The following is a 22,592-nucleotide window of genomic DNA, read 5'->3' on the forward strand; positions in this document are numbered from 1 at the left end:
CGGCCGCTCGGACCAGGCTTTCGCTACGAGTCGTAGCGTATCTGCATCCTGTTCGACGCGTGTGAGATTTCCCCGGTGAACTGCCTCACAGCAATCTGCTTACCGGCCGGTATGGTCTCGGGCATGCCCAGCACCGCCCACCCCGAACCCGTGCGTAAGGGTCGTACGGGACGGCCCCGCAGCGCCGAGACCGACGCCGCGATCCTGGCCGCGACCCGTGCCGCGCTCGTCCAGCTCGGCTGGTCGAAGCTGACGATGGGGGATGTGGCCTCCCGGGCCGGAGTCGCCAAGACCACGCTCTACCGCCGCTGGACCAACAAGAACGAACTCGTGGTCGACGCCGTCGCCGTGCTCTTCGACGAACTCGAACTCCCCGACCGGGGCAGCCTCGCCGCCGATGTGGAGGGTGTGGTCCTCCAGTTCGGGGACCTGCTCGCCCAGCCGGAGACCAAGACCGCGCTCATGGGCGTCGTCGCGGAGTCCACGTGCGACGACGCGCTGCGCGGCCGGATCCGCGAGGCGATCGTCGAGCGGCAGAAGCGGCTGGTGGTGGAGGGCCGGGAACGCGCACAGGCCCGGGGCGAGCTTCCGCACGACGACGACCCCGAGGCGGAGGCCCGCGCCACGGACCTGATCTTCGACGTGGTGGCGGGCGCCGTGGTCCACCGGGCGCTGGTGAGCGCGGAGCCGGTGGACGAGGAGTGGGCGCGCCGGTTCACCTCCCTGCTGCTGTCCGGCCTCGGCGCGCTCTCGGCCTGACGGCCGCGTGACCAGGATGCCCGGGCCTCCCGGCTGCTCCGTCGGCCTGACGCGCCTCCGGCCCCGCTGGTCGGAAGACCGGGTGCCCGTGACCGGGCCGGCCCGGGGTCAGGTGACCGTTGATCCACCGCCCGAGGCCGGGCGACCGGAGTCGGTACCCGGCCCCGGCCGGTGCATGCGGCGCGAGCCGGCCGTCAGAAGCCCGGCGGCTCCGTGTAGACGCCCCACTCGTCGCGCAGCACCCCGCAGATCTCGCCGAGAGTCGCCTCCGCGCGGACGGCGTCGAGCATCGGGCCGATCATGCTGGAGCCGTCGCGAGCGGCGACGAGCATCGCGTCCAGCGCGGCCCGCACCGCCGCGTCGTCGCGCCGGCCCTTGCGCTCGCCGAGCACGCGGACCTGCTCCCACTCGACCTCGTGGCTCACCCGGAGGATCTCCAGGTCGCCCGTGACCGAGCCGGTGGCGGTATTGACGCCGACGACCTTCTTCTCGCCCTTCTCCAGCGCCTGCTGGTAGCGGAAGGCGGACTCGGCGATCTCGCCGGTGAACCAGCCGTCCTCGATCCCGCGCAGGATGCCGGACGTCATCGGGCCGATGGGGTGCTTGCCGTCCGGGTGGGCGCGCAGTCCGCGCTCCTTGATCTGCTCGAAGATCTTCTCGGCGTCGGCCTCGATCCGGTCGGTCAGCTGCTCGACGTACCACGAACCACCCAGCGGGTCCGCGACATTGGCGACGCCGGTCTCCTCCATGAGCACCTGCTGGGTGCGCAGCGCGATCTCGGCGGCCTGCTCGGAGGGCAGCGCGAGGGTCTCGTCGAGGGCGTTGGTGTGCAGCGAGTTGGTGCCGCCGAGGACGGCGGACAGGGCCTCGACGGCGGTGCGCACCACATTGTTGTACGGCTGCTGGGCGGTGAGCGAGACGCCGGCGGTCTGGGTGTGGAACCGCAGCCACTGCGCCTTGTCCGTCCTCGCCCCGTACACCTCCTTCATCCAGCGGGCCCAGATCCGGCGCGCGGCACGGAACTTGGCGATCTCCTCGAAGAAGTCGAGGTGCGCGTCGAAGAAGAAGGACAGGCCGGGCGCGAAGGTGTCCACGTCCAGACCGCGGGACAGACCGAGCTCGACGTAGCCGAAGCCGTCGGCGAGGGTGTACGCGAGCTCCTGCGCGGCCGTCGCGCCGGCCTCGCGGATGTGGTAGCCGGAGACGGACAGCGGCTTGTAGGCGGGGATGCCCTGTGCGCAGTGCTCCATCAGGTCGCCGATCAGGCGCAGATGGGGCTCGGGCTGGAACAGCCACTCCTTCTGTGCGATGTACTCCTTGAAGATGTCCGTCTGCAGGGTGCCGTTGAGCACGGCCGGGTCGACGCCCTGGCGTTCGGCGGCGACCAGGTACATGCAGAAGACCGGGACGGCCGGGCCGGAGATCGTCATCGACGTCGTCACGTCGCCGAGGGGGATGTCCTTGAACAGGACCTCCATGTCGGCGGCCGAGTCGATGGCCACACCGCAGTGGCCGACCTCGCCGAGCGAGCGCGGGTCGTCGGAGTCGCGGCCCATCAGCGTCGGCATGTCGAAGGCGACGGAGAGCCCGCCGCCGCCGGCGGCCAGGATCATCTTGTAGCGCTCGTTCGTCTGCTCCGCGTTCCCGAAGCCGGCGAACTGGCGGATGGTCCAGGTGCGGCCCCGGTAGCCGGTGGGGTGCAGCCCGCGGGTGAAGGGGTACTCACCGGGCCAGCCGATGCGCTCGAATCCTTCGTAGGTGTCCCCGGGCCGTGGCCCGTAGACCGGCTCGACCGGGTCCCCGGAGAGCGTGGTGAAGTCGGCGTCCCGCTTGCGGGCCTTGTCGTAACGGGCCTGCCAGCGTCGGCGGCCTTCCTCGATCGCGTCAGCGTCCATGCTTCAAATTTACTAGGACGTCCTAGTAAATGTCGACGCCTGACGGCCGCGAGCCCCTGCTCGCGGCCGTCACCAGGGATTACGCCTCGGCCTTGACCGGAGTCGCCCCGTCCGTGACCAGGGCGCGGGCCTCGCGGGTCACCTTCGGCTCGACGAAGAAGGAGGCGAACGGGATGCAGCCGGCGGCCAGCACCCACAGCAGCTTGCCGAACGGCCACTTCGCCTTGGAGCCGAGGTCGAAGGCGAAGATCACGTAGATGATGAACAGCACACCGTGGATCTGCGAGATCAGCATGGTGTCGCCGGTGTGGAACCCGTGCTTCAGGACGATGGCGCCGGTGAACACGAGCAGCCACACGGCGGTGATGTAGGCCATCACCCGGTAGCGGGTCAGCACATTCGCTTTCATGGCGTCGAGCGTAACGGGGCGCAAGGGGCGATCTTCGCCCGGGTTGCCGGGGCTACTTCTCCTCGAAGTCGTGCGCCGCCACCCGCAGCGGACGCAGCATCGCGAAGATCTCGGCGCACTCCTCGTCGTCGTACACGCCGAGCCCGAAGTCCATCGCCATCAGCTCGCGGGTGGCCGCCTCGACGACCTCGCGGCCCTTGTCGGTGATGGAGGCGAGCGTGCCGCGTCCGTCGTTGGGGTTGGGACGCTTGTCGACCAGGCCGGACCGCACCAGGCGGTCGACGGTGTTCGTCACGGACGTCGGGTGCACCATCAGACGCTCGCCGATCTTGGACATGGGCAGCTCGCCGGCCTTGGAGAAGGTCAGCAGCACCAGCGCCTCGTAACGGGCGAAGGTCAGTCCGTACGGCTTGACCACGGCGTCGACCTCGGCGAGCAGGATCTGGTGCGCGCGCATGATGGAGGTGATCGCCGCCATCGACGGCACAGGACCCCATCGCTGCTGCCAGAGTTCGTCGGCGCGGGCGATCGGGTCGAAGGGGAGGCTGAGCGGCTTCGGCACGGCAGAGACCTTACCGACTGGTCATAACGTGGTCAGCCCTGTCTCGCTCTTCGGTCCCAGTTGCCGGTGCGGTTGCCGCTCCGGCGGCGGTCCTGCGGCGGTCCGGCCCGCTCGGCACACCTCCCGCACCAGGACGAGCGAGCACAAAACCCCCGGCCGCACCGGCCGGGGGTTCGCGAAGCGAGCGGGGTTCAGCCCCTCAGATGCCGCTCGACGGTGTCGACCTTGGAGGTGAGGCCGTCGGCGACGCCGGGACGGATGTCGGCCTTCAGGACGACCGAGACGCGCGGAGCGCGGGCCTCGACCGCGGCGACGGCGCGCCTGACCACGTCCATCACCTCGTCCCAGTCGCCTTCGATCGAGGTGAACATCGCGTCCGTACGGTTGGGCAGTCCGGACTCGCGCACCACGCGGACGGCGTCGGCGACGTACTCGCCGACGTCCTCACCGACGCCCAGGGGCGTGACGGAGAAGGCGACGATCATGCGTTGACCTTGCCTTCCCGGCGGGCGCGGGAGGCGATGACGGCGGCCTCGGCCTCGCGCTTGAGCTTGCGATCGGCGAAGAAGCCGCCGAACGGGAGGACGGAGAGCACGAAGTAGAGCGCCGCCGTCTTCAGGTTCCACTTGGTGCGGTTCCAGGCGTCCAGCCAGAACAGGACGTAGAGGATGAAGAGCACACCGTGGATCGCACCCATGACCGGGACCGCGTTGAACTCCGTCGTCCGCTTGAGCACCGAGCAGACGAGCAGCAGCAGGAACGACACGGCCTCCGGCGCGGAGACCAGGCGGAGGCGGTGGAGGGAGGAGGCGGTCTTGATGTCCACGGAAGGCACCTTCGACGTCGGGCGGGCATGACGGGCGGGCGATCTTGTGAACGAATGCACAAGCGCCGCCCCTATTGTGGCAGCTCTCTTTGCCAAGCCTTTATCAGGGTCCGCGTCCTCCCCGAGAATGCTGTCCGGAGCCCGAATCACCAGTTAACGTCAGCCCGTGGCAACGTTCCGACTCCAAGGCAGCAAAGTGCTCGCCGTCGACATGACCGGCGACGCCGTCAAAGCGAAGAACGGCTCGATGGTCGCGTACGACGGCCAGATGGCGTTCAAGAAGATGTCCGGCGGCGGTGAGGGCATCCGCGGGATGGTGACCCGCCGGCTCACCGGCGAGCAGATGGAGATGATGGAGGTGAAGGGGCAGGGCACCTGCTACTTCGCCGACCGCGCCAGTGAGATCAACCTGGTGCACCTGCACGGGGACAAGCTCTACGTCGAGTCGAGCAACCTGCTGTGCACCGACGGCGGACTGCGCACCGGCACCACCTTCACCGGCCTGCGGGGCGCCTCGCAGGGCAACGGCCTGTTCACGACGACCGTCGAGGGCAGCGGCCAGGTCGCCGTCATGTCGGACGGCCCGGCCGTCGTCCTGCGGGTGACGCCCGCCTACCCGCTCTCCGTCGACCCCGGCGCCTACATCGCCCACCAGGGGAACCTGCGCCAGGACTTCCAGTCCGGTGTGACGTTCCGCACCTTCCTGGGCGAGGGCGGCGGCGAGGCGTTCCAGATCCGCTTCGAGGGCGACGGGCTGGTCTACGTCCAGCCCAGCGAGCGCAACACGGTGGGAGGGGACGTCTGACATGCCGTTCCGCGAGATCAACTCGAAGATGGTCGAGGCGACGGTCGCTCCCGGCCAGAAGATGTTCAGCCAGCGGGGCGCGATGCTCGCCTACAAGGGTGAACTGTCCTTCACCCCCAACATCCAGGGCGGCCAGGGCGGGCTGGCGTCGATGATCGGCCGGCGCGTGGCGAACGAGGCGACGCCGCTGATGACCGTCGACGGCAGCGGCACGGTGCTGTTCGGCCACGGCGGCCACCACATCCAGGTGATCCAGCTGACCGGCGACACGCTCTACGTGGAGGCCGACCGGCTGCTCGCCTTCGACGGGACGCTGCAGCAGGGCACGATGTTCATGGGTTCGCAGGGCGGGGTCATGGGCATGGTGCGCGGGCAGGTCACCGGCCAGGGCCTGTTCACCACGACCCTCAAGGGCCACGGCGCGGTTGCCGTGATGGCGCACGGAGGAGTGATCGAACTGCCGATCACCCCCGGCCGGGCCGTCCATGTCGACCCCCAGGCATACGTCGCGCACCACGGCGACGTACGCAACAAGCTCTCCACGGCGCTCGGCTGGCGCGACATGGTGGGGCGCGGCTCGGGCGAGGCGTTCCAGCTGGAGCTCAGCGGCAGTGGTGCGGTGTACGTCCAGGCGTCGGAGGAGAAGCTGTGAGCACGCCCGTCATTCTCGACCCGACGACCCTGCCGAGCGACGACAACGTCAACGCGCACACCTTCTGCGTGGAGCTCAAGGGCAGCCAGTGGTTCCTGCAGAAGGGCAAGATGATCGCCTACTACGGGCGCATCGACTTCAACGGAATCGGCCACGGCCGGCTCGACCGGCTGATGCGTACGTCGTTCCACTCGCCGCTCCACGCGAGCGACTGGGTGGTCGCCGAGGGCAGCGGCAAGATGCTGCTCGCCGACCGCGCCTTCGACGTCAACTCCTACGACCTCGAGGACGGGAACCTCACGATCCGGTCGGGGAACCTGCTCGCCTACCAGCCGACGCTGGCGCTCAAGCAGTCGATCGTGCCGGGCTTCCTGACCCTGATCGGCACGGGCAAGTTCGTGGCCGCCTCCAACGGGCCGGTGGTGTTCATGGAACCGCCGATCAGGGTGGATCCGCAGGCCCTGGTGGGCTGGGCGGACTGCCCCTCCCCGTGCCACCACTACGACCACGGGTACATGAAGGGCGTGATGGGCGGGCTGCGGGCCCTGACCGGGATCGGCGGGGCGTCCGGCGAGGAGCACCAGTTCGAGTTCGTGGGGGCGGGTACGGTGCTGCTGCAGTCGAGCGAGGCGCTGATGCCGGAGCTGGCGACGGGCTCCGTGACACCGGAACCGGGCGTTCCGGGGAGCGGCGGGCCCATGGGCGGCGCGGGTCAGCACGGTTCGTCACCGCGCCTTCCCGGCCAGCTCGGTGACCTCCAGCGTCGCTTCGGCCTGTGAGCGGTAGTCTGCGGAGTGTGACGTCGAACGTCTGCGCACCTTGTGCGGCCTTCGGGTTGCGGCGGGTGCCGGACGTCACACCCCCCAACTTCGTCCGCTTTTCAACTTCTTAGGTAGAATCCATATATGGAGACCGAGACGGCCACTCGCTGGCTGACCGATGACGAGCAGTGCACCTGGCGCACGCATCTGGAGGTCAACAAGCTTCTGATGCACCAGCTCGAGAAGGACCTCCAGCCGTTCGGCCTGACCAACAACGACTACGAGATCCTGGTCAACCTCTCCGAGTCGGCGGACCAGCGCATGCGCATGAGCGACCTCGCCGCGGCCACGCTGCAGTCCAAGAGCCGCCTCTCGCACCAGATCACCCGCATGGAGAACGCCGGCCTCGTCCGGCGGGAGAACTGCGAGTCGGACCGGCGCGGTCTGTACGCGGTCCTGACCGACGAGGGCATCGCGACGATGCAGAAGGTCGCGCCGCACCACGTCGCCTCCGTGCGCAAGCACTTCATCGATCTGCTGACGCCTGAGGCCCTCGCCGACCTGCGGGAGTCCCTGACTCCGGTCGCCGAGCACCTGCGCGGACGGCGCGGCAAGCTCTGAGCGACCGAGCCGAGCGACCCGGGGCCGCCACCCCGGCCCGCGCCCGCCCTACGAGGGCTCCGCGGCACGCGGCAGGCTCAGCTCGAACAGCGCTCCTCCCGCCGGGGAACGGCTCACCGTGAGCGTTCCCCCGTGGCGCTGCGCCACATCCCGGGCGATGGCCAGGCCCAGCCCCGCACCGCCCTCGTCCCGGCTGCGGGCGTCGTCCAGGCGGACGAACCGCTCGAAGATCCGCTCCCGCTGGTCCTCGGGCACGCCCACCCCGTCGTCGCCGACCGCGAACACGACCCGGCCGCGTTCCCCCCGTACGGACGCGGTGACCGAGGTGGCCGCGTGGCGCTGCGCGTTGCCCAGCAGGTTGCCCAGCACCCGGACCAGCTGACCGCGCGATCCGGCCACGTCGAGCCCCTCCTCGGCGCTCACGGAGACCGGCACCCGGTCGCCCGCCCTCTGCGCCACCTCCTCGCGCAGCAGCCGCGCCGCGTCGAGGCGCGTCTCCCCCGGCCGCTCCCCCGCGTCGAGGCGCGCCAGCAGCAGCAGATCCGCGGCGAGCTGCTGGAGCCGTACGGTGTCCTCCACCGCTCCCGGCACGTCCAGCAACTCGGGGTGCGCCGCGCCCACTTCGAGCTGGGTGCGCAGCGAGGCGATGGGGCTGCGCAGTTCGTGCGAGGCGTCCGCGACGAACCGGCGCTGCCGTTCGACCGACTCCTCCAGCGCGGCCAGGGTCTCGTTGGTCGTACGTGCCAGGCGGGCCACCTCGTCCCGCGAGCCGGGCTCCGGGACGCGGCGGGAGAGGTCCTCGGAGGCGGTGATGGCCGCCATCTCGCTCCTGATGTCCTCCACGGGCCTCAGGGCCCGGCGGGTCACCAGCCAGGTCACCGAGCCGACGACCGCGAGGAGCAGCGGCAGGCCGGCCAGCAGCGCGTCGCGGACGGTGCCCACGGCCTCCTGCTCGGTCGCCAGCGGCGCCCCGGCGTACACGGTGTAGGTCCGCTGCTCCCGGCCGGAGGTCACCTCGACGGCCGCGAACCGGTAGTCGGCGCGTTCGCCGTCGACGGTGGCGGTGCCCGAGGTGAACCGCGGGGCGCCGTTCGCCACCTCCCCGCGGGCCGGGTCGTCGTCGTCATCGTCGTCGTCATCGCCGCCGGGCGACGCCGGCGCCGAGGGCTGGGGCGCGACAGCGGTGCTCGACGTCCCGGACACGGCGCCCAGGCCCTCGCTGACGGCGGCCACCCGCCCGCCCTCCTCGACGACCTGCACGGGCCGTTCCTCGTCGTCCGGCAGTTCCAGACGGTCCAGCGGCGTGTCGAGGGCGATCCGGGAGGCCACCTCCCGGGCCACGACCTCGGCCTGCAGGTCCGTCCGGTCGATGAGGTTGGAGCGCAGCGCCAGCAGCACGGCCGCGCCGGCGGCGATCAGCGCGACGGCGACGACGAGGGTGGCGCCGAGCGCGGCGCGTGCCCGTACGGACCTCATGACGCCGCCACCAGGCGGTAGCCGGCGCCGCGCACGGTCTGGATGCGGGCGGCGCCGAGCTTGCGGCGCAGGGAGCTGATGTACACCTCGACGATGTTGGGATCGCCCTCGTAGGCGAAGTCCCAGACGTGTTCGAGGATGTCGGGCTTGCCGACGACCTCTCCGGCGCGGGTCGCCAGCTGCTCCAGCACCGCGAACTCCTTGGCCGTCAGGGTCGCTTCGTCCTGCCCGCAGAACACCCGTCGGGCGGCCGTGTCCACGCGCAGGTCGCCGACGGCCAGCACGGGCGAGCCGCCGGCCCGGCCGCGACGGCGCAGCAGGGCCTTCACGCGGGCGACGAGAACGACGTACGAGAAGGGCTTGGCCAGGTAGTCGTCGGCACCGGTGTCGAGCCCCTCGGCCTCGTCGTACTCGCCGTCCTTGGCGGTGAGCATCAGGATGGGCACGTCGTGACCGGCGGCGCGCAGGGCGGCGCAGACCCGGTAGCCGTTCATGCCGGGGAGCATGATGTCGAGCACCACGAGGTCGTGCACGCCCTCGGCGGCGCGGTGCAGCCCCTCCAGGCCGTCGTGGACGACGTCCACGGCGTATCCCTCCGCCGTCAGCCCCGCGGCGAGGGACAGGGCGAGCCGCTTCTCGTCCTCCACGATCAACAACCTCATGCGCTCAGCGTCGCAAACCGTGGCTGAAGATCTCTTCAGGTGGCTTCAGGCCGCGTTCAGCATCGCGCGGCGAGATTGGTTCCTGTCGCGACCGGCGACGAACGGACGACTCGGGAGGAACCCTCATGAAGCGCAACCTGGTGATCGCGACCGTCGCGGCGGCCGTGCTGGTGGGCGGCGGCGCGTACACGGCGGTGGCGGTGGCGGCCGACGACGGCCCGTCGGCGTCCGCGCCGGCGTCGCGCTCGGTCCAGGACCGGGACGACGACCGGGACGACGACCGCGCCGAGCGGCCCGCGGGCGGGTTCGGTGCCGCCGAGGCCGTGGCGGCGGCCCTGAAGCACACACCGGGGACGGTGGCCTCCGTGGACCTCGACGACGACGGAGCGGGCCACTGGGAGGTGGAGGTCGTCGGCAAGGACGACGACCGCGAGCACGAGCTGAACGTCGACGCGAGGACCGGCGCGGTGCGGGCCGACGACCGGAACGACGACGACCGCGACGACGACCGTGCCGCGCTGCGCGCCACGTCGGTGGACGCCCGCGAGGCGCTGGAGGCCGCGCTGAGGTCCCACCCGGGTGCGACGGTGACGTCGGCCGACTTCGACGACGACGGGGGCGACCGCTGGGAGGTCGAACTCCACGAGGGCAAGGGCGCGGACGACGAGGCCGAGGTGACGGTCGACGCCAGGACTGGCGACGTGTCGCGGGAGAAGGCTGCAGCAGACGACGACGGCGCGGACGACTGACGCGAGGCTTCCCCCTGCCCGCCCGTTCCCGAACCGGGCTCCGCCCGGACCCCGGTACCGCGCTTCGCGCGGTGTCCTCAAGCGCCGGACGGGCTGGATTTCGCTGCGCGAAATCAGCCCCGCCCGCGATTGAGGCGCTGGGGGTCCCTCCCACGGCCGCCTGGCCGTAGGGGGAGGGTCCGGGGGCGGGCCCCCGGTTACGGGAAGGGGCGGGGTGGGGGAACGGCCCCGCGCAGCGGGCCCACGCCCCCGGAACGGGGAAGGCCCCGCACACCGTTGGTGTGCGGGGCCTTCCAGGTCAGGGCGTCAGCCCTGCCAGCTGTGGGACGGCTGGAAGCCGCGCTGGCGCTCCAGACGGCGCCAGCCCGCCGTCGTGCGGCCGCGGTGCGGCTGCGACGCGTCGGCGCGGGACGCCGCACGCGCCATCAGGACCGCGGTGATGGCCGCCAGCTCCTCGGGCTCGGCGTGGCCCTTCTCGACGCGGACGACGGACGAGGGGTCGGTAGGAGTGCTCATGGGTCGGGCTCCAGTCCTGTCGCAGGGTTACTGCGGGGGGTTGCCGTGCTTGCGGGACGGCAGGTCGGCGTGCTTCGTGCGGAGCATGGCGAGGGAGCGGATGAGCACCTCGCGCGTCTCGGCCGGGTCGATCACGTCGTCGACCAGGCCGCGCTCCGCGGCGTAGTAGGGATGCATCAGCTCGGCCTTGTACTCCTTGACCATGCGCGTGCGCATGGCCTCGGGGTCCTCGGCCTCGGCGATCTGCTTGCGGAAGATGACGTTCGCCGCGCCCTCGGCGCCCATGACCGCGATCTCGTTGGTCGGCCAGGCGTAGGTCAGGTCGGCGCCGATGGACTGCGAGTCCATGACGATGTAGGCGCCGCCGTACGCCTTGCGCAGGATGAGGGAGATCCGCGGGACGGTCGCGTTGCAGTACGCGTACAGCAGTTTCGCGCCGTGGCGGATGATGCCGCCGTGCTCCTGGTCGACGCCGGGCAGGAAGCCCGGCACGTCCAGCAGCGTGACGATCGGGATGTTGAACGCGTCGCACATCTGGACGAAGCGGGCCGCCTTCTCGGACGCCTCGATGTCGAGGACGCCGGCCAGCGACTGCGGCTGGTTGGCCACGATGCCGACGACCTGACCGTCCAGGCGGGCCAGGGCGCAGATGATGTTGCGCGCCCAGCGCTCGTGGATCTCCAGGTAGTCGCCCTCGTCGACGAGTTCCTCGATGACCTTGTGCATGTCGTACGGACGGTTGCCGTCGGCGGGAACCAGGTCCAGCAGCACGTCCGAGCGGCGGTCGGCCGGGTCCTCGCAGGCGACGGCCGGGGGGTTCTCGCGGTTGTTCTGCGGGAGCATCGACAGCAGGTAGCGGACCTCCGCGATGCAGGTCTCCTCGTCGTCGTACGCGAAGTGCGCGACGCCCGAGGTCTCCGCGTGGACGTCCGCGCCGCCCAGGCCGTTCTGGGTGATCTCCTCGCCGGTGACCGCCTTGACGACGTCCGGGCCGGTGATGAACATCTGCGAGGTCTCGCGGACCATGAACACGAAGTCGGTCAGTGCGGGCGAGTACGCCGCGCCGCCGGCGCACGGGCCGAGCATCACCGAGATCTGCGGGATGACGCCGGAGGCCTTGGTGTTGCGCTGGAAGATGCCGCCGTATCCGGCCAGCGCCGAGACGCCCTCCTGGATACGTGCTCCGGCCCCGTCGTTCAGCGACACCAGCGGTGCGCCTGCCGAGATGGCCATGTCCATGATCTTGTGGATCTTGGTGGCATGGGCCTCGCCCAGGGCACCGCCGAAGATCCGGAAGTCGTGCGCGTAGACGAAGACCGTCCGGCCCTCGACCGTTCCCCAGCCGGTGACGACACCGTCCGTGTACGGCTTCTTGGCCTCCAGGCCGAAGCCCTGGGCGCGGTGCCGGCGCAGCTGCTCGACCTCCTTGAACGAACCCTCGTCCAGCAGCAGCTCGATGCGCTCCCGGGCGGTCAGCTTGCCCTTGGCGTGCTGCGCCTCGGTTGCCCGGTCACTGGGGCCGCGCTGCGCCTGCTCGCGCAGGGCGTGCAGCTCGGCCACACGGCCGCGCGCGTCGGCCGGCTCCCCGGCCTCGGTCGGCTCGCTGGTGGTCTGGTCCAAAACGGTCATGCATCGACCCTACGGAGAGACCCAAGAAAAGCATGCCGTCGACTCCGTACAGTCTCGCGACCGTTCTCCTGTCGACCTCTGACAGAAGCCTTCCACATGGAGCGCCAACCGCCAGCCCAGGCCGGTCCTTCTTTGTGCGGGTCCAACAACGGGACCAGGTGAGAGCCGGCTCACAGCCAGGTGTCGCGCCTGCGCCGGTCGGGTTAATTCCCGGGGGCGCGAGGCGGGGCGGACCCACCGTACCGGGCCCGGAAACCTCCGTCCCGTCCGGCCTCGCGGGTGCGGTCCGGACGGGACGGAGGGAGGGGCCGGGGCGTCAGGCGCCGCAGTGGAAGCGGGCGGCGCCCCAGTCGGCGTGGTCGTTGCCGTTTCCGTCGCCGCCGTCGCCGACGACGAGCTCGACGTAGTCGGCTCCGGTCACGTCCGCGGTCAGGGACCAGGCCGGGTCGCCGGCCTTCAGCACGGGCGAGGTCACCTTCTCGGCGCCGTCCGCGAGCACGCCGAACCGGACGGTGCCGCGTGTGGTCTGGACGTCGTCCACGCCCACCGAGGCGGTGAAGGAGGTGCACCGGCCGCCCAGGTAGTAGCGGATCTTCGCGGGGGCGTGGGTGCCGAGGCCCTTCCCGTAGGTCACTCCCCCGATCGTCAGGGGCTTGCCGTCGCCGGCGCCGGTCTCGCCGTTGGACAGGTCGCGCTCGACGGGCCCCCAGCCGTTCTGCGCGGACGTCCAGTCGAGGTCGCTCGCCCAGGCGTCGGCGGAGGGCGGCGGCGGCAGGGTGCGCACGGACGTGGACGCGGTGAGCTTCCGGGGCGTGCCGCCGACCGTGTACGCGGCCGTCGAACCGATCGGGTACGTCCGGTACGCGGCGTCCGCCGGCGGGGTCACCTGCCACGTGCCCGTGGCCTTGGCGCCCGGCGCGACCGACGCGAAGCTCACCGGGCCAACGGGCTCGGCCGTCCAGCCGTCGGGCAGCGCGAGTGCCAGCGTCACTTGGCCCGCCGCCGTCGTCTCGTCGTTGCTGAACGCGGCCTTGACCTCGTTCGGCCTGCCCGGCACCAGGGTCTCCGGCGCCGTCACGGCGAGCGTGCCGCAGGCGGCCTGCTCGGCCGCGGGGCCGAGGTCGGTGACCGTGAAGCCGTCCATCACGAAGTCCGCGCCGTCGGGGGCGTCACCGCGCTTGCGCAGACCGGTCCACGTGTCACCGCAGCCCGCGGTGACCGTCTCGGAGAAGTGACCCGTGGTTCGCTGCGCGCCGATGGGGGTGCGGCGGCGCTCCACGGACCCGCCTGCGGCCCGGTCGTAGCCGGTGACCCACTCGTAGGCCCCGGCGTGGCTGGACTGGTAGTCGTACTCGACGCGGTAGGTGTGGCCGTTCTCCATCGGCACGGTCCACGGCGCGGTCCGGTAGACGAGGCCGGTGTTCTCGTCGTGCGACTTGAGGGACTCCTTGCCCGCGAGCACGTCGTCGATCAGCTTCCCGTTCCACCCGGCCTGCGTGTAGGGGGCGTGCAACTGACTGATGTGGGTGCGCGGGTCGGTGACGCCGCCGGCGTCGCCCTTGAGGAACGGACCCCAGCCCTGATCGACGTCCTCGAAGTCGTCGCGGACGAGTGCGCCCTCCTTGCCTGCGGGGGCGTTGGCGACGACGCGCACGTCGTCGACGCGGACGCGTGCCGTGCCGCCCGCCGCGGCTTCGACGCGCAGGGTGGTGGCGTCGGCGGGCGCGGTGAAGTTGACCTTGGCGCGCTGGAAGTAGGTGCCGTGCCGGTCGGACGCGGCGACCATGTCCTTGGCCGTGGAACGCTCGACGACGACGGACCTCCCGCCGGCGGACAGCGTCGTGCGGCGGGAGCTGCCCGGCTCCACCTCGATCCAGGCGGATGCGGTGTACCGCTCGCCTGCCGCGAGGCCCGTGATCCTCTGGGAGACGGACGCCGTGGCACCACCGGTCAGGGCGGCGCTGTTGCGGCCGTGGTCGTCGGTGTCACGGGTGACCGTGCCGCGCCGGGTCCAGGCGTCGAGCGAGGCGTCGTTGAAGCCGGGGTCGGCGACATGACCGCCCTCGCCCCAGTGGGCCTCGCGCTGCTCGGGGGCGCGGTCCGGGTAGAGCACGTACGGCTGCCCTGCCTCGGCGGTGAGCGTGATCCTCCCGCCCTCGGGCCGTACGGTCCCGGTCCTCACCCGGCCGTTGTCGGTCAGCTTGTAGACGGTGTAGGCGCCCTGACCGGGAACGGCCCAACTGCTGGTGCCGCCCGCCGCGTTGTAGTGGTACAGCTTGGCGCCGCCGTCCCACGGCAGCAGGTAGCGATCGCCGTCGAGGACCTTGCGGCCGTGGTCGTAGAAGGCGCGCCGGCCGTCCTCGACGGTGCCGCGCAGGCCGCCGGTGAAGGTGATGTCGTTGCCGTTCCAGCGGGTGATCCGCTTCTGCTGGAGGTACTTGGCGGGCAGGTTGCGCTGCCAGACGTTGTCGTAGAAGGCGTTCCAGTCGGTCTCGCCGGTCCAGCCCTCGAAGTCCTCCAGGACGGTCTGGCCGAGGACCGGGTGGTTGTTCCAGACGTCCTTCTCGCCGTTGCGGATGAAGCGGATGATCTGGGAGTTGAGGCCCTTGTTGGTGGCTCCGCCGTAGTCCAGGTCGTTGGCCCAGTGCGACCAGAGCGAGGCCCGCTCGAACTTGTCCGCCCATTCGGTGCCGACGTTCCAGCCCTGCTTCTGCACGGCCTGCATGGTCTTGTCGGCGATCCAGCCGTGCGTGTAATAGACGTCGATGTAGAGGAAGTCGAGATTGGGGTCGGTCTCGTCGCGCAGTTGCTGGAAACGGCGGGCGAGATCACCGCTGTTGATGTCGCGGCGCTGGTTGATGTAGTAGCTCTGGTTGAGCCAGTTCCAGCCGGGCTTCGTCCTGTCGACGAGGGTCTCGCTGAAGTTGTTCGCCTCGGGGTAGGACTCGGTGGCGTTCACGTGCACGCCGAAGGTCGCCCCCCACTTCTGGCCCGACTTCAGGAGCGTGTTGAGGTCGGCCAGGCCGCCCGCGCGCTTGTTGTAGTTGCCGCCGTAGTCGGGGTGTGCGGAGTCGTGGCCCTCGGATCCGTACCCCTTGAGCACGGCGAGCTGGCCGAGGCCGTCGGTGGCCAGCGAGATGCGCTTGACGTCGTCGAGGGTGCGCAGGAACGGGTGGGTGGCCTGGCTCGCGAAGTTGAACGGGATGTGGGTGATCACGCGGTCGGGGGTGTCCTCGCCGCCAGGCGCCTTGATGCCGATCGAGCGGAAGGCGACCGCGCCGTCCTGCCAGTCGACCTTCCTGTCGGCGTTGGCGTCCGGGGTGACGACGACCTTCGCCCAGGGCAGGTTCTCGCCGCTCTCCGGCTGCGGTGCGCCGTCGCCCCGGTAGGTCCACTGGCCGGAGGAGACGCCGACGCGCACCGTGCCGTCACCGGCCTTGCGGGCCTGGTGCCACAGGCGCGCGTCGTCGCCGCCGGTGGCGCCGCTCGGCTTGTCGTACGAGGAGTTGGACTCGACGGCGGCGGCGAGCGAGGCGGTGTTGACGATGGCGTACGTGGCGCCGACGGGGGCGGCCTCGGCGGGCGTCTCCGCGGTGACCTTGCCGAACACGTCCGCGGTCCGGGTGGAGTCGGGGTCGAGCTTGGTGAACGCGGTGGCCGCGCCCCCCTCCGTGCTGCCGACGGACACGAGGTCGTGCCCGGGTATGTCGAGGGTCCCGACGCGGAAGGCGTCGGTGTCGCGCACGGCGGTGACCTTGAAGGTCACGGCCCGGCCGGACACCGACACCAGGGTGTCGATCCCGACGCCGGGCAGGTCGGGGAAGACCAGGGTGTGGCGCACGGAAGCGGCGTCGACGCGGGGGGCGCCCGCCGGCCGGACCGCGTACGGCTTGCCGTTGAGGGTGACCTCGGTGACCGGACGGGTGCTGCCGAGCAGCGACGCGCCGGACGCGCGGTCGGTGTACGAGAGCACCCGGGGGAAGTCGTCGGCGACGGTGACCGAGAGAGTGCCGGAGGTGATGACGGGCCCGCCGCCGGCCGCGGTCACGGCGGCGGGCCCGTCGGCTTCGGCGGCGGCCGGCTGTACGGTCCCGGCCAGGACGAGCACGGCACAGGAGGCGGCGGCCATCGCACAGGCCGCGTGGTGTCTTTGAGGCATGGGGACTGAGTAGTCCCCGGCTTTCGGGGGCGTCAACGAACCGGGGCCCGGACGGACGCCGCAGTCCAACAACCCCCGTCGGTCAGTCCAAGTCGGCTCGCGGCACCCGTGCGGGCGCCCGGCCTCCGGGGACGAGCGCCCGCACGTTTCTTCCGCGCCGCCGCGCCGTCAGCAGCCGTACGCGCCGCCCGCGTGCCCGGTCTCCGTACCCCGGCGATGTTCCCTCCTGCTACCAGAGGTGTACGCGCGTCGGCCAGAGCGCGTCGGCGTCCATCCGGTGATCGGCGGGACGACCCACGCCGGAGATGTTGAAAATTAAATGGAATGGGTCTACAGTCAATTTCATTGAAGCTTAAACAATATGCCAGGAGCCCCTCCGGCATCCGTCCCCAAGGAGCAGTCATGGGCCTCTTCAACCGCAGGAACAACGAGTCCGCCGCGGCCACCGCGGTCGCCACCACCACCGTCGACCCCCAGCTCGCGGCCCTGAGCGGCGACTACACGATCGACCCCGCCCACAGCAGCATCGGCTTCACCGTGCGGCACGCGATGGTGACCAACGTGCGCGGCAGCTTCGGCTCCCACCAGGGCACCCTGAGCCTCGACGGCACCGACCCGTCCCGCTCGTCGGCAGTCATCGACGTCGACATCGCGAGCATCGACACCGGCATCGCCGACCGCGACGGCCACCTGCGCAGCGGCGACTTCTTCGACGCCGAGAACTTCCCGAGGATGAGCTTCCGCTCCACCGGCGCGGAGCAGCTGGACGGCGACCGGTACCGGATCACGGGCGACCTGACGATCAAGGACGTGACGCGCCCGCTCTCCATCGACCTGGAGTTCCAGGGTTCCGCCACCGACGTCTACGGCAACGAGCGCGTCGGCTTCGAGGGCTCCACCGAGATCCTGCGGTCCGACTGGGGTCTGACGTGGAACGCGGCCCTGGAGGCCGGGGGCGTGATGGTCAGCGACAAGGTCAAGCTGACGTTCGACATCTCCGCGATCAAGAGCGTCCCGCAGGCCGCCTGACCCCGCGCGCCCCTGGCGCGATCCAACGAGCGCGCCCGCCCTGCCGATTCCCTCGGCATGGCGGGCGCTCGGTCGTGCGCAGGCTGCCTCACAGGCCGCCGGTGTACAGCAGACGGCTGGGCGACCCCGCGGTGGTGCCCGTCACCACGTTCGTCGTGGAGGTGCCCTTCAGCCAGTCCGCGACCCTGCCGGGGGAAGCCGTGGAGTGCTCCGCCAGATAGAGCGCCGCCACACCCGCGACATGCGGGGACGCCATCGAAGTGCCGTCGTGCGCGATACTGCCGCCGCCCATCCGGGCCGAGACGATCGAGGCCCCGGGGGCGTACAGCTCCAGGCACTCGCCGTAGTTGGAGAAGTGGGTCTCCCGGTCGGAACGGTCGGTCGCGCCGACCGTGACCACGTCGTCCGCGGATGCCGGGGAGACGTTGCAGGCGTCCTGCGCGTCGTTGCCGGCCGCGACGACCGGCAGGACACCGCTCTCCGCGAGGGCCTCGGCCGCGTTGTTCACCGCCGTGGACCTGACGCCGCCGAGCGAGGCGTTGAGCACGGCCGGCTTCTCGGCGTTGGCGGCCACCCAGTCGAATCCGGCGATGACGCCGGACCAGGCACCGCTGCCCGTACAGTCGAGAACCCGGACGCTGACGAGCGAGGCATCGCGTGCCACGCCGTGCGTGGCGCCGCCCACGATGCCCGCCACGTGCGTCCCGTGCCCCTGGCAGTCCTGCCCGCGCCGGCCGTCGCCGATGGCGTCGTACCCGAACCTGGCACGCCCGCCGAACTCGGTGTGCCCGTAGTCGATGCCGGTGTCGAGGATGTACGCCGTGACGCCCTTGCCGTCGCCCGCCGCGGTGAAGTCGCTGTCGAGCGGCAGAGCGCGCTGGTCGATCCGGTCGAGCCCCCACGACGAGGCCGGCACACCTGTCCCCGCGCCCGACGCGCCGAAAGCGGTGACCTTGGCGTCCTCCTCGACGGACACGACGCCGGGTGTCAGCCGCACCTTCTCCAGCTGGGCGGCGCTGAGGTTCGCGGCGAAGCCGCGCATGGCCGAGCTGTACGTGTACAGCGCCTTCGCTCCTACCGTCCCCATCATGTCGGTGGCGTCGGCGGTGTCGCCGAGGGTCACGATGTACCGGCCCGGCAGGGCGTTCGCCGAGCGGATCAGCGGGGCGGGGGTCCGAGCGGTGGACGAATGGGACGGTGAGGGATCGGACGGATCGGCGGCGGTCGGCGGCCCGGACGCCAGCAGGACCGCGGCAGCCGCGGTGACCGCTGTCGCGAGGGCACGAAGCCTTGTTCTGGTTGACATGCGGCAGAGGGAAACACGCACCAAGATCGTGATCAATCACCTGGCGTAGCGATTTGCTGCTTTCAGTAGGCGATCCGACAGGTGCTGCCGCCGTTTGCCGTACTCGGTGCCGCTGCTCGTGCTCCGGGCCGACCGGTCGCCCGCGTGGCTCATGGTTCGTGACGAGAAGCGTCCGCTAGAAGCCTCCGCCTCCGTCGAAGCCGCCGCCGAAGCCGCCGCCGCCCCAGTCACCGCCACCGCCGAAGTCACCGCCACCGCCGAAGTCCGAGGTGTCGAAGTCGGCGCCGGAGACGTCGCCGCCGCCGTACTCGCCGCCGCTGAACTCGCCGGCACCGTAGTCCGCCGCGTAGGCGGGGGTGGCGAGCATGCTGCCGAGCATCGTGCCCATCAGCAGCCCGGGGAGGATGCCACCGCCGAAGTAGCCGCCGACCCAGGGACCGTAGGCCGGGCCCGCCTCCCAGTAAGGGCGGCGGCCGTAGCCGGTCTCCACGGTGCGGGACATGGGCTCCATGCCCTCCTCCAGGCGGGCCGCGTCGGCGGCGCACACCGGGACGTCACGGGCCGCCGCGCCGCTGGCCGGCATCCACGAGATGTCCGTGACCGAGGGGCCGTGGCGGGGGTCGAAGAAGCACGGCGCGCGGCGTTCGGGCACGGGCCGGCCTTCGCGGCGGGCCGCGAGAACGGCCAGGGAGTGGCGGCCGTCGTCCAGCGCCTCGGTGACACCGCGGACGTCACGCGGGTGCTCGGCCGCGCCCATGCGCGACTTGGCCGTGTCGTACGCGTCGAGGGCACGCTCGTATTCGGCGCGCATGGCGTCGTCCGCGCCCTTCTCCGAGGGGTGGAAGTCCAGACGGTCGAGTTCCTCGCCGAAGGCGGTGATGTCCTCGTCGACGACCACGCGCAGCTTGTCGAGCGCGGCGCGCTCCTCCTCCGCCTTGCGGCGGCGCTTGTTGCGCACGACCGCGTAGGCTCCGGCGCCGCCTGCCGCGACGACCGCGCCGAGGGCGATCAGCGCGCCGGCGTCGACGCCCTCGTCACCGGCTCCGGCGTCCCAGGAGACCGGGGCGCTTCCTCGGACCTGGGTCAGGGCCTGGTCGACGAAGCTCTCCAGCTGGGTGGCGGCGTCGACGGATCCGCTGCCCCGCACCGCCTGGGCGAGGTTGTCGACGGCCTGGTTGGACATGACGCTGCGGTCGGCGCCCGCGTCGAAGCCGTCGCCGAGCCGGACCCCGTACAGGCCGGTGATCCCGGTCTCGGTGCGCAGGTTGACCAGCAGGTTGTCCGGCGGGAACTCCGCGGTGGCGGGCAGGACCGCGACGAACACCGGCTTGTCGGCCTGCTCGATCCTCTCGGCGAGCGCGTCGGCCTCGGACTGCGAGACCTGGCCGGTCATGGCGGGGTGGACGTACACCGGCCCCTGCTTCAGGGCGGCGGCGGCGTCGGACAGACCCGTGGCCCTGGCGGCGGAGGCCGGGGCCAGGATCAGGAGCAGCATGAGCGTCAGCCCCGCGAGAGCCGACACAAGGGTGAACGGCCGTGTCCTCATACATCGACGCTACCCGAACAGGAGCAAAGGGGACATAGCCATCCGATGTCGCTCCGCGGCGGTTCCGGGCGTCTCGGAGCGACCCGACGGTCGCGCGGATCTCGGCGGCAGCATCCGTCCTGCCGGATGCTGCCGCCGACTACGCGTACGTCGGCGTCGCCCGCCTCCGCGCCGCGCACCCGGAGGCGCGGGAACCCGGCGAGGTCCGGGCGGACGAACAGGCCGTGCTCCGCGAGGAGTTCGAGGAACGCGCCGACGACGCCTGCCGAGCCGGCCGCCTCACTCCGTCGGCTCGACCCCGGCGCGCAGCAGGCCGTAGGTGTAGGCGTCCTCCAGTGCTTGCCAGGAGGCGGCGATGATGTTGTCCGCGACGCCGACGGTCGACCATTCGCCCGCGCCGTCACCGGTCGTGATCAGCACGCGGGTCGTCGAGCCGGTGCCGTGGCGGCCTTCGAGGATGCGGACCTTGTAGTCGATCAGCTCCAGCTTCGCGAGCTGCGGGTAGATCTTCTCCAGCCCGACCCGCATCGCGCGGTCCAGGGCGTTGACCGGGCCGTTGCCCTCCGCGGTGGCGACGATGCGCTCGCCCTTGGCCCACAGCTTCACCGTGGCCTCATTGGCGTGCGTGCCGTCGGGGCGGTCCTCGACGATCGCGCGCCAGGACTCCGTGCGGTAGTAGCGACGGGCCCTGCCCTCCGCCTCCTCGCGCAGCAGCAGCTCGAAGGACGCGTCGGCGGCCTCGTACGTGTAGCCCTGGAGCTCGCGCTCCTTGACCCGCTCGACGACCCGGCCCACCAGCTCGCGGTCGCCGCCGAGATCGATGCCGAGCTCCTTGCCCTTGAGCTCGATCGAGGCGCGTCCGGCCATGTCGGAGACCAGCATGCGCATGGTGTTGCCGACCAGTTCGGGGTCGATGTGCTGGTACAGGTCCGGGTCGACCTTGATCGCGGAGGCGTGCAACCCGGCCTTGTGCGCGAAGGCCGAGACACCCACGTAGGGCTGGTGGGTCGAGGGCGTCAGGTTGACGACCTCGGCGATCGCGTGCGAGACGCGGGTCATGTCCGCGAGCGCGCCCTCGGGCAGGACCTTCTTGCCGTACTTGAGCTCCAGCGCGGCCACGACCGGGAACAGGTTGGCGTTGCCCACGCGCTCGCCGTAGCCGTTGGCCGTGCACTGCACGTGGGTGGCGCCCGCGTCGACGGCGGCGAGCGTGTTGGCCACGGCGCAGCCCGTGTCGTCCTGGGCGTGGATGCCGAGCCGGGCCCCGGTGTCCGCGATGACCGTGGAGACGACGGCCTGGACCTGGGCGGGCAGCATGCCGCCGTTGGTGTCGCACAGGACGACGACGTCGGCGCCGGCCTCGTGCGCGGTGCGTACGACCGACTTGGCGTACTCGGCGTTCGCGCGGTAGCCGTCGAAGAAGTGCTCGCAGTCCACGAAGACCCGGCGGCCCTGCTCGCGCAGGTACGAGACGGTGTCGCGGACCATCTCCAGGTTCTCGTCCAGGGTGGTGCGCAGGGCGAGCTCGACGTGGCGGTCGTGCGACTTGGCGACGAGGGTGATCACCGGCGCGCCGGAGTCGAGCAGCGCCTTGACCTGCGGGTCCTCGGCCGCCGTCGACCCGGCGCGGCGGGTGGCGCCGAAGGCGACGAGCTGGGCGTGCCGGAAGGTGATCTCCTTCTGCGCGCGGGAGAAGAACTCGGTGTCGCGGGGGTTGGCACCCGGCCAGCCGCCCTCGATGAAGCCCACGCCGAAGTCGTCCAGGTGCCGGGCGATGGTCAGCTTGTCCGCGACCGTGAGGTTGATGCCCTCGCGCTGGGCGCCGTCGCGCAGCGTCGTGTCGAAGACGTGGAAACTGTCGTCGACGTGGGTGTCCTGGGCGTTGGTGGTCATGCTGTCCTGACTCCTGTCGGATGAGTGGCTCCGGAATGTCTGGCTCCACTTGCCCCCATCATCGCGTGCGTCTCGCTCCCGGCCATGGGTGAGGCCGTAAAACGAAAAAACCTCTCGCGGGTGCGAGAGGTTTGCGCGCGGGTCTGGGGCACGGTGCCGCCTGCCGCGGGATTGCTGTCCACGGGTCAGCGGTCACTGCGGACCGGCGCGCTGCTGCCGATAATCATGGCGAACGAGAGCACGGGGGCAGTCTGCCACAGGCGGCGGCGCCACTGGACACGCATCTCACGATGCGGTCGCCCCCTTTCCGGGGCCGGGCCCCGGGCCCCGCGCCTCA

Annotated in this window: 20 protein-coding genes; 7 read left to right on the forward strand and 13 right to left on the reverse strand. The window is 71.1% G+C overall.

All coding sequences use genetic code 11. The features are described from left to right. Positions 1–111: 111 nt before the first annotated feature. The gene (locus ACWD0A_RS21325; RefSeq protein WP_451300449.1) at positions 112–759 is read left to right on the forward strand and encodes a TetR/AcrR family transcriptional regulator; all 648 of its coding nucleotides are present in this window, start codon (positions 112–114) and stop codon (positions 757–759) included. A 194-nt stretch (positions 760–953) separates the two neighbouring features. Here the strand turns inward: ACWD0A_RS21325 and ACWD0A_RS21330 are convergent, their stop codons facing one another. From ACWD0A_RS21330 to ACWD0A_RS21350, 5 genes are all read right to left on the reverse strand, one after another. Further along, on the reverse strand, positions 954–2,654 hold the full coding sequence (locus tag ACWD0A_RS21330; RefSeq protein ID WP_451300309.1) for an acyl-CoA mutase large subunit family protein: 1,701 nt from the start codon (positions 2,652–2,654) through the stop codon (positions 954–956). A 79-nt stretch (positions 2,655–2,733) separates the two neighbouring features. Then, on the reverse strand, positions 2,734–3,063 hold the full coding sequence (locus ACWD0A_RS21335; RefSeq protein ID WP_451300311.1) for a DUF3817 domain-containing protein: 330 nt from the start codon (positions 3,061–3,063) through the stop codon (positions 2,734–2,736). Between the two features lie 52 nt (positions 3,064–3,115). Next, complete coding sequence (locus tag ACWD0A_RS21340; RefSeq protein ID WP_177147632.1) at positions 3,116–3,625, reverse strand: MarR family winged helix-turn-helix transcriptional regulator; 510 nt, start codon at positions 3,623–3,625, stop codon at positions 3,116–3,118. A 191-nt stretch (positions 3,626–3,816) separates the two neighbouring features. Further along, a complete protein-coding gene (locus ACWD0A_RS21345) occupies positions 3,817–4,110 on the reverse strand; it encodes an MTH1187 family thiamine-binding protein (RefSeq protein ID WP_451300313.1) in 294 nt (97 codons plus the stop codon). Further along, on the reverse strand, positions 4,107–4,451 hold the full coding sequence (locus tag ACWD0A_RS21350) for a DUF3817 domain-containing protein (RefSeq protein ID WP_451300315.1): 345 nt from the start codon (positions 4,449–4,451) through the stop codon (positions 4,107–4,109). The genes ACWD0A_RS21345 and ACWD0A_RS21350 overlap by 4 nt, the downstream gene beginning before the upstream one ends. A gap of 166 nt (positions 4,452–4,617) precedes the next feature. On the opposite strand from ACWD0A_RS21350, the gene ACWD0A_RS21355 reads away from it, so the two are divergent. The 4 genes from ACWD0A_RS21355 (at position 4,618) to ACWD0A_RS21370 (ending at position 7,290) form a co-directional block, all read left to right on the forward strand. Continuing rightward, complete coding sequence (locus ACWD0A_RS21355; RefSeq protein WP_177147629.1) at positions 4,618–5,256, forward strand: AIM24 family protein; 639 nt, start codon at positions 4,618–4,620, stop codon at positions 5,254–5,256. 1 nt (position 5,257) lies between these two features. Then, the gene (locus ACWD0A_RS21360; protein WP_451300317.1) at positions 5,258–5,908 is read left to right on the forward strand and encodes an AIM24 family protein; all 651 of its coding nucleotides are present in this window, start codon (positions 5,258–5,260) and stop codon (positions 5,906–5,908) included. Beyond that, a complete protein-coding gene (locus ACWD0A_RS21365) occupies positions 5,905–6,687 on the forward strand; it encodes an AIM24 family protein (RefSeq protein WP_451300319.1) in 783 nt (260 codons plus the stop codon). The genes ACWD0A_RS21360 and ACWD0A_RS21365 overlap by 4 nt, the downstream gene beginning before the upstream one ends. Before the next feature lie 126 nt (positions 6,688–6,813). Next, entirely contained in the window at positions 6,814–7,290 is a 477-nt protein-coding gene (locus ACWD0A_RS21370; protein WP_307713383.1) for a MarR family winged helix-turn-helix transcriptional regulator, read from the forward strand. A 48-nt stretch (positions 7,291–7,338) separates the two neighbouring features. Here ACWD0A_RS21370 and ACWD0A_RS21375 read toward each other — a convergent pair whose 3' ends face one another. After that, positions 7,339–8,766, reverse strand: coding sequence for an ATP-binding protein (locus ACWD0A_RS21375; RefSeq protein WP_451300321.1), 1,428 nt, complete (start codon positions 8,764–8,766; stop codon positions 7,339–7,341). Beyond that, complete coding sequence (locus ACWD0A_RS21380; protein WP_451300323.1) at positions 8,763–9,428, reverse strand: response regulator transcription factor; 666 nt, start codon at positions 9,426–9,428, stop codon at positions 8,763–8,765. The genes ACWD0A_RS21375 and ACWD0A_RS21380 overlap by 4 nt, the downstream gene beginning before the upstream one ends. A 125-nt stretch (positions 9,429–9,553) precedes the next feature. Between ACWD0A_RS21380 and ACWD0A_RS21385 the strand changes: the two genes are divergently transcribed. Then, positions 9,554–10,177 (forward strand): PepSY domain-containing protein, encoded by a 624-nt coding sequence (locus tag ACWD0A_RS21385; protein WP_451300325.1) that lies wholly within the window; start codon positions 9,554–9,556, stop codon positions 10,175–10,177. 306 nt (positions 10,178–10,483) lie between these two features. Here ACWD0A_RS21385 and ACWD0A_RS21390 read toward each other — a convergent pair whose 3' ends face one another. From ACWD0A_RS21390 to ACWD0A_RS21400, 3 genes are all read right to left on the reverse strand, one after another. Next, complete coding sequence (locus ACWD0A_RS21390) at positions 10,484–10,693, reverse strand: acyl-CoA carboxylase subunit epsilon (protein WP_177147836.1); 210 nt, start codon at positions 10,691–10,693, stop codon at positions 10,484–10,486. 27 nt (positions 10,694–10,720) lie between these two features. Further along, the gene (locus tag ACWD0A_RS21395) at positions 10,721–12,322 is read right to left on the reverse strand and encodes an acyl-CoA carboxylase subunit beta (RefSeq protein ID WP_177147835.1); all 1,602 of its coding nucleotides are present in this window, start codon (positions 12,320–12,322) and stop codon (positions 10,721–10,723) included. 316 nt (positions 12,323–12,638) lie between these two features. Beyond that, positions 12,639–16,481, reverse strand: coding sequence for an endo-alpha-N-acetylgalactosaminidase family protein (locus ACWD0A_RS21400; RefSeq protein WP_451300327.1), 3,843 nt, complete (start codon positions 16,479–16,481; stop codon positions 12,639–12,641). Positions 16,482–16,883: 402 nt separating this feature from the next. On the opposite strand from ACWD0A_RS21400, the gene ACWD0A_RS21405 reads away from it, so the two are divergent. Further along, entirely contained in the window at positions 16,884–17,510 is a 627-nt protein-coding gene (locus ACWD0A_RS21405) for a YceI family protein (RefSeq protein ID WP_451300329.1), read from the forward strand. A gap of 88 nt (positions 17,511–17,598) precedes the next feature. Here the strand turns inward: ACWD0A_RS21405 and ACWD0A_RS21410 are convergent, their stop codons facing one another. From ACWD0A_RS21410 to cimA, 3 genes are all read right to left on the reverse strand, one after another. Continuing rightward, a complete protein-coding gene (locus ACWD0A_RS21410; protein ID WP_451300331.1) occupies positions 17,599–18,816 on the reverse strand; it encodes a S8 family peptidase in 1,218 nt (405 codons plus the stop codon). A 175-nt stretch (positions 18,817–18,991) separates the two neighbouring features. Next, positions 18,992–20,362, reverse strand: a complete 1,371-nt coding sequence (locus tag ACWD0A_RS21415) for a hypothetical protein (RefSeq protein ID WP_451300333.1) — start codon at positions 20,360–20,362, stop codon at positions 18,992–18,994. 279 nt (positions 20,363–20,641) lie between these two features. Continuing rightward, positions 20,642–22,255, reverse strand: a complete 1,614-nt coding sequence (cimA, locus tag ACWD0A_RS21420; protein WP_451300335.1) for a citramalate synthase — start codon at positions 22,253–22,255, stop codon at positions 20,642–20,644. Positions 22,256–22,592: the final 337 nt, after the last annotated feature.

This window comes from Streptomyces sp. NPDC002867, from assembly GCF_053591895.1.